This window comes from Paracoccus lichenicola, assembly GCF_009708075.1.
GTDB lineage: Bacteria > Pseudomonadota > Alphaproteobacteria > Rhodobacterales > Rhodobacteraceae > Paracoccus > Paracoccus lichenicola.
In genome coordinates, this window is the sequence record NZ_WMBT01000004.1 from 1 (window position 1) to 13,732 (window position 13,732).

At 68.8% G+C, this 13,732-nt stretch carries 16 protein-coding genes; 7 read left to right on the top strand and 9 right to left on the bottom strand.

Features of this window, described 5'->3' with window-relative positions; all coding sequences use genetic code 11:
* Nucleotides 1-125: 125 nt before the first annotated feature.
* Genes GIY56_RS08645 through GIY56_RS08655 form a run of 3 tightly spaced genes read right to left on the bottom strand, consistent with a single transcriptional unit; the run spans nt 126 to nt 2,257 of the window.
* Complete coding sequence (locus GIY56_RS08645; RefSeq protein WP_154764440.1) at nt 126-1,325, bottom strand: UbiH/UbiF family hydroxylase; 1,200 nt, start codon at nt 1,323-1,325, stop codon at nt 126-128.
* Nucleotides 1,326-1,335: 10 nt separating this feature from the next.
* Nucleotides 1,336-1,521, bottom strand: a complete 186-nt coding sequence (locus tag GIY56_RS08650) for a hypothetical protein (protein WP_154764441.1) — start codon at nt 1,519-1,521, stop codon at nt 1,336-1,338.
* Nucleotides 1,522-1,564: 43 nt separating this feature from the next.
* Complete coding sequence (locus GIY56_RS08655; protein ID WP_154764442.1) at nt 1,565-2,257, bottom strand: pyrimidine 5'-nucleotidase; 693 nt, start codon at nt 2,255-2,257, stop codon at nt 1,565-1,567.
* A 65-nt stretch (nt 2,258-2,322) separates the two neighbouring features.
* Here GIY56_RS08655 and GIY56_RS08660 point away from each other — a divergent pair, with 65 nt between their 5' ends.
* The 3 genes from GIY56_RS08660 to GIY56_RS08670 are packed head-to-tail and all read left to right on the top strand — an operon-like array spanning nt 2,323 to nt 4,227.
* Nucleotides 2,323-2,949 carry a GntR family transcriptional regulator gene (locus tag GIY56_RS08660; RefSeq protein WP_154764443.1) on the top strand — a complete coding sequence of 209 codons (627 nt, stop codon included), beginning with the start codon at nt 2,323-2,325 and terminating at the stop codon, nt 2,947-2,949.
* 43 nt (nt 2,950-2,992) lie between these two features.
* On the top strand, nt 2,993-3,577 hold the full coding sequence (locus GIY56_RS08665; RefSeq protein WP_154764661.1) for a DNA-3-methyladenine glycosylase family protein: 585 nt from the start codon (nt 2,993-2,995) through the stop codon (nt 3,575-3,577).
* Nucleotides 3,574-4,227, top strand: coding sequence for an alpha/beta hydrolase (locus tag GIY56_RS08670; protein ID WP_154764444.1), 654 nt, complete (start codon nt 3,574-3,576; stop codon nt 4,225-4,227). The genes GIY56_RS08665 and GIY56_RS08670 overlap by 4 nt, the downstream gene beginning before the upstream one ends.
* Nucleotides 4,228-4,285: 58 nt before the next feature.
* Here GIY56_RS08670 and GIY56_RS08675 read toward each other — a convergent pair whose 3' ends face one another.
* The gene (locus GIY56_RS08675; RefSeq protein ID WP_154764445.1) at nt 4,286-4,711 is read right to left on the bottom strand and encodes a VOC family protein; all 426 of its coding nucleotides are present in this window, start codon (nt 4,709-4,711) and stop codon (nt 4,286-4,288) included.
* A gap of 181 nt (nt 4,712-4,892) precedes the next feature.
* Between GIY56_RS08675 and GIY56_RS08680 the strand changes: the two genes are divergently transcribed.
* Nucleotides 4,893-5,492 (top strand): HNH endonuclease, encoded by a 600-nt coding sequence (locus GIY56_RS08680; RefSeq protein WP_154764446.1) that lies wholly within the window; start codon nt 4,893-4,895, stop codon nt 5,490-5,492.
* Between the two features lie 4 nt (nt 5,493-5,496).
* Here the strand turns inward: GIY56_RS08680 and GIY56_RS18370 are convergent, their stop codons facing one another.
* Together GIY56_RS18370 and dapA are read right to left on the bottom strand one after the other, a co-directional pair.
* Entirely contained in the window at nt 5,497-5,670 is a 174-nt protein-coding gene (locus tag GIY56_RS18370) for a hypothetical protein (RefSeq protein WP_196053582.1), read from the bottom strand.
* Between the two features lie 101 nt (nt 5,671-5,771).
* Nucleotides 5,772-6,647, bottom strand: a complete 876-nt coding sequence (dapA, locus tag GIY56_RS08685) for a 4-hydroxy-tetrahydrodipicolinate synthase (protein ID WP_154764447.1) — start codon at nt 6,645-6,647, stop codon at nt 5,772-5,774.
* 110 nt (nt 6,648-6,757) lie between these two features.
* Between dapA and GIY56_RS08690 the strand changes: the two genes are divergently transcribed.
* Together GIY56_RS08690 and GIY56_RS18860 are read left to right on the top strand one after the other, a co-directional pair.
* Nucleotides 6,758-8,812 (top strand): lytic transglycosylase domain-containing protein, encoded by a 2,055-nt coding sequence (locus GIY56_RS08690; RefSeq protein ID WP_154764448.1) that lies wholly within the window; start codon nt 6,758-6,760, stop codon nt 8,810-8,812.
* Nucleotides 8,813-8,827: 15 nt separating this feature from the next.
* The gene (locus GIY56_RS18860; protein ID WP_328288487.1) at nt 8,828-9,514 is read left to right on the top strand and encodes a CatB-related O-acetyltransferase; all 687 of its coding nucleotides are present in this window, start codon (nt 8,828-8,830) and stop codon (nt 9,512-9,514) included.
* 197 nt (nt 9,515-9,711) lie between these two features.
* On the opposite strand, the gene GIY56_RS08700 is transcribed toward GIY56_RS18860, so the two are convergent.
* The 3 genes from GIY56_RS08700 to GIY56_RS08710 form a co-directional block, all read right to left on the bottom strand.
* Nucleotides 9,712-10,692: a DMT family transporter gene (locus GIY56_RS08700; protein ID WP_268866564.1), complete on the bottom strand. Its 981-nt coding sequence runs from the start codon at nt 10,690-10,692 to the stop codon at nt 9,712-9,714.
* Nucleotides 10,693-10,745: 53 nt separating this feature from the next.
* A complete protein-coding gene (locus GIY56_RS08705; RefSeq protein WP_154764664.1) occupies nt 10,746-11,534 on the bottom strand; it encodes an inositol monophosphatase family protein in 789 nt (262 codons plus the stop codon).
* A gap of 306 nt (nt 11,535-11,840) precedes the next feature.
* Nucleotides 11,841-12,755 (bottom strand): LysR family transcriptional regulator, encoded by a 915-nt coding sequence (locus GIY56_RS08710; RefSeq protein WP_154764449.1) that lies wholly within the window; start codon nt 12,753-12,755, stop codon nt 11,841-11,843.
* 91 nt (nt 12,756-12,846) lie between these two features.
* Between GIY56_RS08710 and metF the strand changes: the two genes are divergently transcribed.
* Nucleotides 12,847-13,719, top strand: a complete 873-nt coding sequence (gene metF, locus GIY56_RS08715) for a methylenetetrahydrofolate reductase [NAD(P)H] (RefSeq protein ID WP_154764450.1) — start codon at nt 12,847-12,849, stop codon at nt 13,717-13,719.
* Nucleotides 13,720-13,732: the final 13 nt, after the last annotated feature.

Consider the following 13,732-nt stretch of genomic DNA (forward strand, 5'->3'; position numbering starts at 1 on the left):
AGGGGCTTGCTCATGGCCCACCAACGTATGAGCAGCGGTTTTGTCAGGCGCTCTAAGTGGCGCGTGGCGCAACGAGCGGGGGAAACGCTAGTCGCGTTTCCCCCGCCCGGCAGCATTCAAAGATCTTACCGCATCCCCAACCCGGCCCGCATCATCAGCCGCCGCACCGGCGCGATGCCGTAAAGCCCGCCAAGCGCCGCCGCGCGCAGGTCGCGCAGGGGGCGGGCGTTGGCCTGGCTCGCGCGGTTCAGCGCGTCGATGCCCAGCAGGCGGGCATAGGCCTCGGGGCGGCGGGCGCGGTCATAGGCGGCAAGGCCCCCCGCATCGCCCGGCTCGTCGCCCGACAGGTCGATCAGCGCCGACAGGTCGGCCAAGCTCATGTTCAGGCCCTGCGCGCCGATGGGCGGGACGACATGGGCGGCCTCGGCGATGAGGGCCGTGCCGGGACCGGTGAAGCGATGGGCGATCTGGCTGATGATCGGCCATTGCGTCAGGCGCGTGGCCAGCGTCAGGCGACCCAGGACGCCTGCCGAGCGGGCGTTCAGCTCCGCCTCGAAGGCATCACGCGGCAGGGCGGCAAGGCGCGCGACCTCTCGGCCATTCTCCATCCAGACCACCGCAGAACAAGGCTTGCCGTCCCGGTCGGGCAAGGGCACCAGCGTGAACGGCCCGCCGGATCGGTGGATCTCGGTCGAGACATTGCCATGCGGCACGTCATGCGTGACGGCGAAGGCCAGCGCCTTCTGGCCGTATCGAAAGGTCCGCACGCCGATACCAAGCGCCTGGCGCACGGGCGAATCGCGACCGTCCGCGCCCACCAGCAGCCGCGGCTGGACGCGGCGTCCGTCGGTCAGCGTGACAAGGGCGCCTTCGTCGCGGGCCAGGACGCCCGCCGTGCCGGTGCCGGGGTCGAAGCGGACATTCTCCATCCCGGCCAGCCGGACGGTGATTTCTCGCCGCAGCAGCCAGTTGGGCAGGTTCCAGCCGAAGGGCTGGTCGCCGATCTCGGAGGCATCGAAATCGCGGATCAGCCGGGCCACCGGCTGCGCGCCGCCCGCATCGACGATGCGCATGACCTGCAAGGGTGTCGCATGGGGCAGCAGGCGGTCCCACAAGCCGATGCGCCGCAGCAGCGCAACCGAGGGCGTCAGGAAGGCGGTGGTGCGCAAGTCGGCGCCCTCGGCCCCTTCCTCCGTCACGGGCGGGGCGGGATCGACGCACAGGGTCGAAAAGCCCTGCGCCCCGAAGGCGGCCGCCGTGATCAGCCCGGCGATGCCGCCGCCGGACACCAGGATGTCGATGCGCTCAATCTCGGCTGCGCTCATATGCCGCAGCCTAGTTCCCGGCGGTGAACAGCAGCATGATCGTGAAGACGACCACCGTCAGGACCACGCCAAGCAGGCCAAGCACGGGCAGGCCGAACTGGACGACGGCCAGGACGACGATCGCGACGACGACCAGCAGCAGGGCGATGACAAGGACATTCACGCGATGTCCGCTTTTGTCGGCGGTATGGGTCATGGGACACCTATGGGATGGATGCACGTCCGGCATTGTGGCGCAATCACCCCTGGCCCGCAATGCGACGCAGGAACGCAGGGAGGTCGTGGACATGGTGATCGACATGGGCGGGCACCGCACCCGTCATCGCGTCCGGCCCGTGCCGCCCCGGTCCGACCAGGATCGTGCGCATCCCCAGGTCATGCGGGACGGCCAGGTTGCGGGGGTCGTCCTCGAAGAAGGCGGCGCGGGTGGGGTCGATGCGGGCGGCCTCGATCACCGCGTGGAACGCCTCGGGGCGGGGCTTGGGGTGGAAATGCGTCTCGGCGATGCCGTGGATCGCCTCGAAGATGGGGGCGGGGGTATCCGTGCCGATCGTGCCCATCCCCCGCGCCCGCAGCACCTTGGCGGCATAGGCGGCGTCGGCATTGGTATGGATCAGCTTGCGCCCCGGCAGCGCGGCGATGGCCGCCGCCAGGTCGGGCGCGGGCCGCAGGGGGGCGAAGTCGATGTCGTGGACCTCGTCCAGATAGGCTACGGGGTCGATGGCATGTTCGGCCATCAGCCCCGCCAGGGTGGTGCCGTGGCGCGCCCACCAGTCGCGCCGCATCCGGTCGGCGGCGTCGCGTTCCACGGCCAGCGTGCGCATGACGTAATCCGTCATCCGCGATTCGATCTGCGGGAACAGCGCCATGTCCGGCGGGTAGAGCGTGTTGTCCAGATCGAAGATCCAGGTATCGACATGCGCAAAATCCATCCCCGCTGCCTAGCCCTTGAACAGCGTGCTTGCAATCGCCCCCTGCGCGGCCAATCGTGCGGCCCATGAAGGACGCATATTCCCTGATCCTCGCCGCCATCGAATCCGGCACCTATCGCCCCGGCGACCGGCTGGTGGAATCGGAACTGGCCGAACGCTTCGGCGTGTCGCGCACCCCGGTCCGCGAGGCCTTGCAGCGGCTGGAAACGCAACAGATGCTGGTCCGCGACGGACGCAGCCTGATCGTCGCATCCCTGGACCACAACCAGCTGGCCGAGCTTTACACGGTGCGGGCCGAGCTGGAGGCCCTGGCCGCCCGCCTGGCCGCCCGCCACGCCACCCCCGAGGAGGTGCGCGTGCTGGCCCAGATGGTCGCCGACGACCAGAAGGCGGTGGGCAACCCCGAGGCCCTGGCGCGGGCCAACAAGCGGTTCCACCACCAGATCCACCTGGCGTCCCACAACCGCTACCTGGTCCAGCAGCTTGACCTAGTGCATCGGTCCATGGCGCTGATGGCGCGCACCTCGCTGGCCGCCGAAGGGCGCAGCGAGACCGCCTTGGCCGAACACAAGCGCATCGTCGATGCCATCGCGGCGGGCGACGGGGCGGCGGCGGACCGCGCGCTGCGCCAGCACATCTCGATGGCCTGGGAAACGCGGCTGAAGCTGGAAGCGGCGGCGGATCGTGACTGAGGCCCCGCGCCTGATCCGGTCCGATGCGGATCTGGCCCAAGGCATGGCGCATCTGGTCGCCGTTTGCCCGGTCTGGGCGCGGGTCGCGCCGGATCTTGGCCCCCTGCCCTTGCTGCGCCGCGCCGAGGGGTTCGAGGCGCTTGCGGGCGCGGTCATCGCGCAACTGATCTCTGTCGCGGCGGCGGACGCGATCTTTGCCCGCCTGAAGGCGGCGGGGCTGATGACGCCCGAGGCGATCCTTGCCGCGTCCGAGGACGCCTTGCGCGCGGCGGGCCTGTCGCGGCCCAAGGCGCGCTATCTGAAGGGCATCGCGGCAGCGGGGCTGGACTGGGACGGCTTGCGCGCGATGCCCGACGACCGGGCCGTGGCCACCCTGACCGCCCTGCCCGGCATCGGCGCCTGGACCGCCGAGATTTACCTGAAGATGGCGCTTGGCCGGGCCGATGCCTTCGCGGCGGGCGATCTGGCCCTGCAAGAGGCCGCGCGGATGATGTATGGCCTGGACGCCCGCCCCACCGCCGCCGCCCTGCGCCGGATGGCGGAACCCTGGCGCCCCTGGCGCGCGGTTGCGGCCCGGGGGCTGTGGGCTTATTACCTGCGGGCCAAGGGCCGCGAGGGAATCCGATGACCGTTCTGAAATCAGCCCGCAAGGGACCAACCAAGGCCGATGCTGTCGTGGTCTTCCTGCACGGATACGGCGCGGACGGCGCCGACCTGCTGGGTCTGGCCGATCCCCTGTCGCCGCATCTGCCGGGGGTGGCCTTTCATGCTCCCGACGCGCCGGAACGCAGCGTCAACAACCCTTTCGGATACCAGTGGTTTCCGATCCCCTGGCTGGACGGATCGACCGAGGCGCAGGCGCGCGAGTCGATGGCCCGGTCCGTGGACCTGCTGAACGCCTGGCTGGACAAGGTTCTGGCCGACGAGGGGCTGACGCCGGACCGCATGGTCGTGGTGGGCTTTTCCCAGGGCACGATGATGGCGCTGCACGTCCTGCCGCGCCGGGATCAGGCGGTGGCGGGGATCATCGGATTTTCGGGCCGGTTGCTGGCCCCCGAACTGCTGGGAACGGAAGCGAAGGTCAAGCCGCCGGTCCTGCTGCTGCATGGCGACCAGGATCCGATGGTGCCGTTCCAGGACATGCAGCTGGCGGGCGAGGCGCTGGAGGCGGCGGGCTTCACGGTCTATGGCCATGTGATGAAGGGCACCGGGCACGGGATCTCGCCCGACGGGCTGTCGGTGGCGCTGAGCTTCGTGAAGGATCGGTTGGGGAAATAAAGCCGGGGGCGCTTCGCCCCCCGGACCCCCAGAGGATATTTGGACCAAGGCAAAGAGCCTATCCCCAGATTGCCGGGTCGGCCAGTTCGATCGAATTGCCCGCCGGATCGCGCAGATAGATCGACCGGGCGCCGTTGGGCCAGCGGAAATCGGCCTCGATGGCGATGCCCCGGGCAGCCAGGTGTTCGCGCCAGGCGTCCAGGTGGCCGGGCGCGACGGCCAGGCAGAAATGGCCCGGCCCGCGCGCGCCGTGCGGGGGGACGGGCAGGCGGGCGTCGGGTTTCGGCGGCTGCTCGGTGGCCGCCGGGTTGAAGACCAGCAGCACCTGCGCGGGCGCCACGCGAAAGAACACGTGCCGTCCCGGCACGGTCTGGAACGGCTGCAATCCCATCACGTCGCGCCAGAAGATCGTGGCCGCGTCCAGATCCTCTGCATAAAGCGCGGATTCGAGCGTGCCAAGGACAGGGGGCGTTGTTGCGGCCATGGCCCGCAGCCTGCCATGGGCAAGGGCAAGGGGCAACTGTCACCGCCTTGTCACCGATCCGGATTATCCATCGGCAGGATAGATCGGGGGGCTTGCCAGATGCCTGACGCGATATATAGTCGGGCTGAAGGATCTGACGGGGCGCCCCCGGCCACCCATGGGGGCAGGCGGGAAGGCGTTTATGCTGGATCAGCGACATCAGGCGGATTTTCGGACCCAGTTCGTGCGCGAGCCTGCGAGCCTGCGCCATTATCCCGCCCTGGTGCTGAATGCCGATTACCGGCCCTTGTCCTATTACCCGCTGTCGCTCTGGCCCTGGCAGGAGGCGATCAAGGCCGCCTTTCTGGACCGCGTGGACATCATCGCCGAATACGACACGGTCGTCCGAAGTCAGCGGCAGGCGTTCAGGCTGCCCTCGGTCGTCGTCCTGAAGGATTACGTCAAACCCCAGAAGCGCGTGGCCTTCACGCGCTTCAATCTTTTTCTGCGCGACGAATTCTGCTGCCAGTATTGCGGGCACAAGGGCGACCTGACCTTCGATCATGTCGTGCCCCGGTCGCGCGGCGGCGTCACCAGCTGGGAAAACGTGGTGGCCGCCTGTTCGCCCTGCAACCTGCGCAAGGCCAACCGCAGCCTGCGCCATTCGGGGATGAGCCTGCGCCGCAAGCCCCGCCAGCCGTCCCCCGAGGAAATGCACGCGGCAGGCCGGCGATTCCCGCCGAATCACCTGCACGACAGCTGGATGGATTTCCTGTATTGGGACGCCGAACTGGAAAGCTGAACGCTCAGGCGTCGTGGTCGTGGCGGTCGCCATGGGCCAGATGCAGCGCGGCGGCCGCCGACAGCGTGATCATCGCCAGCACCACCATCGGCGCCTCGGCTGAAAACGCCGCCCACAGCGTCAGCGCGGCGACAAGGATGACTGCGGCGATCAGGACCAGAAAGTGCGGCAAGGGCATGGCGGGTCGTCTCCTCCCCCTCAATATGGGGCGAAGAATCCGCTTTGAAAAGACGATGCGGAAAATGCGCGCGAAATTGCCACATGCCTCCCGGACAGGCGTCAGAGCAGGCCCGCGTGGTCCAGCGCCGCGTCGATCAGGCGGCGGGTCGGGTCGGTCAGCGGCACCAGCGGCAGGCGCACCCGTTCGTCGCACAGGCCCAGCCGGGACATCGCGTATTTCGCGCCGACAAGGCCCGGCTCGACGAAGATGGCGATGTGCAGGGGCATCAGCCGGTCCTGGTATTCCAGGGCCTTGGCATAATCGCCCGCCAGGGTGGCCTCCTGGAACTCGGCGCAGAGCTTCGGGGCCACGTTGGCCGTCACGCTGATGCAGCCCACGCCGCCATGGGCGTTGAAGCCGAGCGCCGTGCCGTCCTCGCCCGACAGCTGCACGAAATCGGGACCGCAGGCGATGCGCTGCTGGCTGACGCGCTCCAGCTTGCCGGTGGCGTCCTTGACGCCGATGATCGTGGGCAGTTTCGCCAGTTCGCCCATGGTTTCCGGCGTCATGTCCACGACCGAGCGGCCCGGGATGTTGTAGATGACGATGGGCAGGTCCGACGCCTGGGCCAGGGCGGTGTAATGGGCGATCAGGCCGGCCTGGGTGGGCTTGTTGTAATAGGGCGTCACGACCAGGGCCGCGTCCGCCCCCACTTCGGCCGCGTGGCGGATCAGGCCGATGCCTTCGCGGGTGCTGTTCGACCCCGCGCCCGCGATGACGGGGATGCGGCCGTCCACGGCGCGCACGACCTCCTCGATCACCAGGCGGTGTTCGTCATGGGTCAGGGTCGGGCTTTCGCCGGTGGTGCCGACCGGGACAAGGCCGTGGCTGCCCTGGTCGATGTGCCAGTCCACCAGCTTTTTCAGCGTGTCCAGGTCCAGCTCGCCGTCCGGGGTGAACGGCGTGACCAGTGCGGGCAGGGATCCCTTGAACATGACACGCTTCCTTGCAGATGGTATGGATTGCGCGCCTGATAGCGGGGCAAGCGGCACTTGCCAAGGTTGTGAATTGCGTCCCCGGCGCCGCACGGTGACACAGGGTGGTGATGCGACTTCTGCGCGACATGCTGGCCGCCGGGCTGCTGATGCTGGTCCCCCTTGCCCCCGCCCGGGCCGAGGATGCGGGCGCGATGGCGTTGGCCCTGTCCGCGGCCGAGACGAAGGACTGGGTGACGGCCCGCGATGCCGCCCGCCGGTCCGGTCCCATGGCCGAGGCCCTGGTCGGCTGGCAGGCCCTGCGCGGCGGACATGGCGAGGCTGGCGATTACATCGACTTCGTGCGCGCTTACGGGGACTGGCCGGGCCTGGCGATGCTGCGGGAACGCGGCGACGCCAAGCTGCGCCCCGACCTGCCCCCGCAGGACATCCGCGACTGGTTCGGGGATCGCTTGCCGGATACGCTGGCTGCTGAAAACGCTTTCCTTGTCACGCTGGACCCCGCCGCCGCGAAGGTGGAACGCGCGCGCTTCTGGACCACGGTCCCGCTGACCGCGCCCGAGGAAGCGGCCTTCCTGACGGCCCACGGTGCCGAGCTGGCACCCCTGATGACCGCGCGGGCCGTCGCGATGCTGGACCGGCAGGACTGGGCGCAGGCCGACCGCCTGATGCCGAAATTGCCCGAACCGGACCGTCCCCTGCTGGCCGCGCGCATCGCCCTGCAGGCCGGGCGGGCGGGCGTGGACGACCTGATCCTCGCCCTGCCCCCTGATGTCCGCGCCGATCCCGGCCTGACCATGGACCGTTACCTGTGGCGGGTCGGCGCCAAGCAGCACGACGGCGCGCAGGCGCTGATGCTCGAGGCGTCCACCAGTGCCGACGCCCTGCGCGACCCGGCGGTCTGGGCACCCATGCGGGTGGATTACGCGCGCATGGCGATGCGCCGGGGCGATTGGGCGCGGGCCGAGGCCTTGGCGCGGCCGCATTTCCTGCCCCCCGAAAACCGCCATTACGCCGATCTGGAATGGCTGGCGGGCTTTGCCGCGTTCAAGCAGGGGGCGGCGGACCGGGCGCTGGCGCATTTCCGGCACCTGGAAACCGTAGTGGGCAGCCAGATCAGCACCTCGCGCGCCCTTTACTGGCAGGGCCGCGCGCACGGGACGCTTGGCGACGGGGCGGCGGCGGAGGCGGCCTATGCTCAGGCGGCACTGATGCCCGGCACCTATTACGGCCAGCTTGCCGCCGAACGGATCGGCGCGGCCATGCCCGCCGATTATGCCGCCCCCGGTCCCCTGCCCGACTGGCGCGGCGCGCCCTTGGGCGGCAGCAGCGTCTTCCAGGCCGGGCTGTGGCTGCTGGCGACGGGACGGCCGGACGAGGCGCAGCGGTTCTTCCTGCACCTGTCGGAAACCGCTGATCCCCGGGACACGCTGCGGATGGCCCGCCTGATGTATCAGGCCGGGATGCCCTGGCACGGGCTGCGCCTGTCGAAACGCGCCGCCGACAAGGGCCTCATCCACCCCGCCGCGCATTTTCCGCTGACCGGGCTGCACGAAACGGATTTCGACATTCCGCCCGAACTGGTCCTGTCCATCGCGCGGCAGGAATCCGAATTCAACCCCGCCGCCCAAAGCCCCGTGGGCGCGCGGGGGCTGATGCAGGTGATGCCCGACACGGCCCGGCAGATGGCCCGCCAGATCCGCGAACCCTTCGATCTGGCGCGGCTGACCACGGACGGGGCCTATAATGCGCGTCTCGGCGCGGCCTATCTGGCAGGGCTGCGCGAGCGGTTCGGGGCATCCACGGCGCTGACGGCCTCGGGCTACAACGCCGGGCCGGGGCGTCCGGCGCGATGGCTGCGCGATTTCGGCGACCTGCGCCGGGACGCGGATCCGGTGGAGTGGGTCGAGATGATCCCCTTTGACGAAACCCGCAATTACGTCATGCGCGTGACCGAGGCGATGCCCGTCTATCGCGCCCGCATCCTTGGGAAACCCGCGCCCATCGTGCCCACCTGGGATCTGACCGGCGGCGGGCTGATGCCGCCCCCCGTGGCGCGGCTGACGCTGGCCCTGTCCCGGCGGCCGGTCGAAAAGCCCTTTATCGGGCCAAGGCTGCCCGAAGGGTGGCAGCCGGTGGCGGTCAAGGCCGAGGTCGCACGATAGGGACGGGATCCCGGATTGACGGGGACCAAGCCTTCTGCTTATCGGCAAGACCCATGGAACCGGGCAGCCACAAGGATGGCACGCCGTGAACGAAGGGCCGGAAACGTGATCAAGCCGAACCCGCTTGGAAACGCCCATACGGAACGTCGTCTGGCCAGGCATCTGGCGGACGGGTTTCCGATCAGCATCGGCCGTCACACCTATGGCGCGCCCAATCTCCATTGGACCCGAGGAGACTTTTCACACAGGCTGGTGATCGGATCGTTCTGTTCGATCGCAGAGGATGTGAGCATCTTCGTGGGGCGTCACGGCCGGCACAACATCGACTATGTGTCGTCCTATCCGATGAACATGGTGTTCGGAAATGCCAGGAACAGAATCCCCTCGGCCTATGAAAAAGGGAACCTGAGCGTGCGCATCGGCAACGATGTCTGGATCGGACGCGGAGCGATGGTTCTGGCAGGCGTGACCATCGGCGACGGGGCGGTCATCGCCGCGCGGGCTGTCGTGTCGAAGGACGTGCCCGCCTATGACATCGTCGGAGGTGTTCCCGCAAGGCGCCTCCGCAGCCGGTTCACCCCCGATGTCGTGCAGACCCTGCTGGCGCTGAAATGGTGGGACTGGCCGGACGAGAAGATCGAGCGCAATCTCGATTTCTTTACCAGGCCGGACTTTGCGGCACTGGTGGACGACATCGCCTGAGCCGACCGCTAACCAGACGAACGCCGAATCCAAGGCCGAGGCTGCCTGCGGGATGGCAGCCGGTGGCGGTCGAGGCGTCGGGGGGCGGTGATGATGGTGCGTGCAAGCACGCACCCTACCCCTTGCGAACGGATCGTAGGGTGCGTGCTTGCACGCACCGCAAGCCTGCGGGCCATGGTGCGCGGCAAGCACGCACCCTACCCGCCCCGCATCCGCGCCCGCCACAGCGTGAACAGCCCCGCCGCGACCACGATCGCCGTGCCGATGACGACGTTCATGTGCAGCACCTCGCCAAAGACCAGGACGCCGATGACGCTGACCCAGGCCAGTTGCGTATAGGCGAAGGGTTGCAGGGCCGAGGCCTCGGCCAGTTCATAGGCGCGGATCAGCAGCCAGTGCGACAGGGTGCCAAGGGCGCACAGCATCCCCATCCAGGCCCAGTCGGAAGGGGCCAGCCATTCCCATTGCCGGATGCCCAGGGCCGTCGCCGTGACGGCCCCGGCGATGCCGGTCCAGAAAAAGCTCACCTCGGCCGGATCGTCGCGCGACACGTGCCGCGTCAGCAGCCCGTAAAGCGCGAACAGCAGCGCCGAGGCCAGGGCCAGCCCCGCCCCCAGGTTCAGCACCGTGCTGCCGGGGCGCAGGATGATCAGGATGCCGACAAAGCCCACGCCGATCGCCGTCCAGCGCCGCCAGCCGACCTTTTCGCCCAGGATCGGGCCGGACAGCGCCGCGACCAGCAGCGGATAGGCGGTGAAGATCGCGTGCGTGCCGACCAGGCCAAGGCGCACGAAGGCCTCGACCATCAGCGTGGTCTCGACCACCAGGATCGCGCCGCGCAGGATCTGCGTTCTGGGCCGCTTGGTGCGGATGGCACGGCGCAGGCCGCCCGGCTGGCGCGAGACCATGGCTGTCACGAACAGCGCAAAGACCCAGTATCGCAGCATGACGACCAGGACCGGCGGGTATTCCGATCCCAGCATCCGCGAAAAGGCGTCCTGCATCGCGAAGATGAAGCTGGTCGCGCACATCAGCAGGATCGCAAGCCCGGTGCGGTCGGGCAGCGCGCCGGTCCTGGGCGGAACCGGAGGCGGCGCCGAGGCGGTGGCCGCCGATGCGGCATAGGGCGGGTGGTTCTGGTCTTTCGGCATGGCGCGGTCCCCGGTCGGTCCCGCCATGCGCCTGTTTCCGCCGCAAGGTCAAGGCAAGCCTGCCTTGCGCATCGTGCAAGTCAGTCCCGCGTGCGGATGATCCTGGCCAGCGGCTCGAAGACCTGCGTGTTCGCCGCGATCAGGCGGCCCGATTCCAGCGGGTCGTCGCCGTCGCGAATGCCTTCGACGAAACCGCCCGCCTCGCGCACCAGCAGGATGCCTGCCGCCACGTCCCAGGGCTTGTTGCCGCGTTCCCAGTATCCGTCATATCGCCCCGCCGCGACATAGGCCAGATCCAGTGCCGCCGCGCCCATCCGCCGCACGCCTGCCGTCACCGGCATCAGCCGCGCCAGATCCTGCAAGGCGGCGGGCAGCGGGCCGCGGCCTGCAAAGGGAATGCCGGTGGCGAACAGCGATTCGTCCAGGCGGCGCCGCCCCGAGACGCGCATCCGCTGGTCGTTCATGAAGGCGCCGCCGCCCTTCTCGGCCACGAACATCTCGTCCTTGGCGGCGTCGAAGATCACGGCGGCGACGATTTCCCTTTTATGCTCCAGCGCGATGCTGATGGCCCAATGCGGCAGCCCGTGCAGGAAGTTGGTGGTCCCGTCCAGGGGATCGACGATCCAGCGCCGCGTCGGATCCTCGCCCGCTTCCTCGCCCGTTTCCTCGCCCAACCAGCCATAGTTCGGGCGCGCGCTGCGCAGTTCTTCCTTGATGATCCGCTCGGCTTCCTGGTCGGCCTTGGTGACGAAATCGCCCGCGCCCTTGACGCTGACCTGAAGGTTCTCGACCTCGCGGAAATCCTTGACGAGGCTGCGCCCGGCCTTGCGGGCGGCCTTGATCATGACGTTGAGATTGGCGCTTGCCATGGGATGCTCCGGGAACAGGGGTTGGGGCGTCATAGGGGCAAGCGGGGGGAATGTGAAGCATGGGCTGTCCTGCCCTTGATCTGGCGAAGGCCATCGCCTTCGCCACGTCACAACATCGCAACCTGAACCGCCGGGCCTCAAAGGCCCGGCCAGCGCCCGCCCCGCCCCCAGGCGGGCGCTTCATGCCCCCTCGGGTCGGGCGCTGGCCTCTCGTGGTCGCGGGGTGGCACCGTCCTTGGTGGCAGCCTTGCGCAAAGGGCGGAGGAAATGCAGTGCATTTCCTTTTCCCGCCCAGGCAAGGGTCAGTCAGGCCGCCGCCCCGCGCAGCATCCGCAGGGGTTCCGTTCGCGACAGGCGCAAGATGTGGGCCATGTAGGGCTGGCCCAGATCCTCGGACCGCACCGCCGCGTAAAGCCGCCGGATGATCCCGCCGCGCGTCAGGGGCAGCATGGCGATTTCCGCGTTGGCGGTTTCGCGGCGCAGCACCCAGTCGGGCATCACCGCCACGCCCCGCCCCGACGCCACCAGCATCAAGGCTACGGCGGTCAGTTCGACCGTGCGCTGCAAGGCGGGTTCCACCCCGGCAGGCGTCAGGAACTGGCTGAACACGTCCAGACGCGCGCGGTCCATGGGATAGGTGATGAGGGTTTCCCCTGCCAGATCGGCGGGATCGGCGTAACCCTTGGCCACCAGCGGGTGATCGGCGGGCACGACCAGCGTGGGGGAATAATCGAACAGCGGCTGGAAGGCGATGCCCGCCATCTCCTCGGGGTCGGACGAGATCACCAGATCGACCTCTTGCCGGGCCAGCGCGGGCAAGGCGCCGAAGGCCAGGCGCTGGCGGATGTCCAGGTCCACCTCGGGCCAGGCGCGGCGGAAGATGTCCAGGACCGGCAGCAGCCAGTCGAAGCAGGCGTGGCATTCCATGGCGATGTGCAGCCGCCCGATGCGGCCTGCCTCGACGCCCTTGAACTCCGCCTCGGTGGCGGCGACCATCGGCAGCACCTGTTCGGCCAGGCGCAAGAGCCGCATCCCCGCGGGGGACAGGCGCATGGGCTTGGCGCGGCGGACGAACAGGTCCACCCCGGCCTGTTCCTCCAGCGCCTTGACCTGGTGGGACAGGGCCGACTGGGTGATGTTCAGCACCTCGGCCGCGCGGGCTAGGCCGCCTTGTTCGTGGATGGCGCGGACGGTGCGCAGGTGGCGCAGTTCCAGATGCATGGTGAGGCAGGCTCATGTTGATCTTGAGGATTATGAATTTGTCTCACGCCCTGACGCATGGCACAAGCGGCGAAAGCCAAAGGAATCGTTCATGTCCCGCCCCACCATCAGCTTCGAGTTCTTTCCGCCGAAGACGCTGGACGCGTCCTTCCGGCTGTGGGAAACCGCGCGGGCCTTGGCGCCGCTGGCGCCTGATTTCGTGTCCGTCACCTATGGCGCGGGCGGCACCACCCGCAAGCTGACGCACGAGGCGGTGACGACCATCCACCGCCATTACGGCATCCCCGTCGCCGCCCACCTGACCTGCGTCGAGGCCACGCGCGCCGAAACGATGGAGATCGTGCAGGCCTATGCCGATGCCGGGATCCGCGAAATCGTGGCCCTGCGCGGCGACGCGCCCAAGGGCCAGGACCGCTTCACTCCCCATCCCGAGGGCTTTGCCGACACGGTCGAGCTGATCGAGGCGATTGCCGCGCGCGGCGACATGACGATCCGCGTCGGTGCATACCCCGAGCCGCACCCCGACAGCAGCGGCACGGATGCCGACGTGGCCTGGCTGAAGCGCAAGATCGACGCGGGCGCGACCAGCGCGATCACGCAGTTCTTCTTCGAGGCCGACACCTTCTTCCGCTTCCGCGACAAATGCGCCGCAACAGGCATCGACGCCCCGATCATCCCCGGCATCCTGCCGATCCAGGGGTGGGCCGGGGCCAAGCGGTTCGCCGCGACCTGCGGGACCAGCGTGCCGGGTTGGGCCGAGGAGGCGTTCTCGAAGGCCGCAGCCGAGGGTCCGGCGGCGGAACGCGCGCTGTCGGAACGCACCTGCGTCAAGCTGTGCCGCGACCTGCTGGACGGTGGCGTGGACCGGTTGCATTTCTATACGCTGAACAAGCCCGACCTGACGCTGGCCGTCTGTGCGGCGCTTGGGGTCGAGCCGGTGCGCGACCTGGGCGCGGTGGCGTAAGCCGGGGGTTTCA

Bases quoted from the DNA above. Each gene is read 5' to 3' on its own strand.
- GIY56_RS08645 (WP_154764440.1), bottom strand. From the start codon at position 1,325: ATGAGCGCAGCCGAGATTGAGCGCATCGACATCCTGGTGTCCGGCGGC.
- GIY56_RS08650 (WP_154764441.1), bottom strand. From the start codon at position 1,521: ATGACCCATACCGCCGACAAAAGCGGACATCGCGTGAATGTCCTTGTC.
- GIY56_RS08655 (WP_154764442.1), bottom strand. From the start codon at position 2,257: ATGGATTTTGCGCATGTCGATACCTGGATCTTCGATCTGGACAACACG.
- GIY56_RS08660 (WP_154764443.1), top strand. From the start codon at position 2,323: ATGAAGGACGCATATTCCCTGATCCTCGCCGCCATCGAATCCGGCACC.
- GIY56_RS08665 (WP_154764661.1), top strand. From the start codon at position 2,993: ATGGCGCATCTGGTCGCCGTTTGCCCGGTCTGGGCGCGGGTCGCGCCG.
- GIY56_RS08670 (WP_154764444.1), top strand. From the start codon at position 3,574: ATGACCGTTCTGAAATCAGCCCGCAAGGGACCAACCAAGGCCGATGCT.
- GIY56_RS08675 (WP_154764445.1), bottom strand. From the start codon at position 4,711: ATGGCCGCAACAACGCCCCCTGTCCTTGGCACGCTCGAATCCGCGCTT.
- GIY56_RS08680 (WP_154764446.1), top strand. From the start codon at position 4,893: ATGCTGGATCAGCGACATCAGGCGGATTTTCGGACCCAGTTCGTGCGC.
- GIY56_RS18370 (WP_196053582.1), bottom strand. From the start codon at position 5,670: ATGCCCTTGCCGCACTTTCTGGTCCTGATCGCCGCAGTCATCCTTGTC.
- dapA (WP_154764447.1), bottom strand. From the start codon at position 6,647: ATGTTCAAGGGATCCCTGCCCGCACTGGTCACGCCGTTCACCCCGGAC.
- GIY56_RS08690 (WP_154764448.1), top strand. From the start codon at position 6,758: ATGCGACTTCTGCGCGACATGCTGGCCGCCGGGCTGCTGATGCTGGTC.
- GIY56_RS08700 (WP_268866564.1), bottom strand. From the start codon at position 10,692: ATGGCGGGACCGACCGGGGACCGCGCCATGCCGAAAGACCAGAACCAC.
- GIY56_RS08705 (WP_154764664.1), bottom strand. From the start codon at position 11,534: ATGGCAAGCGCCAATCTCAACGTCATGATCAAGGCCGCCCGCAAGGCC.
- GIY56_RS08710 (WP_154764449.1), bottom strand. From the start codon at position 12,755: ATGCATCTGGAACTGCGCCACCTGCGCACCGTCCGCGCCATCCACGAA.
- metF (WP_154764450.1), top strand. From the start codon at position 12,847: ATGTCCCGCCCCACCATCAGCTTCGAGTTCTTTCCGCCGAAGACGCTG.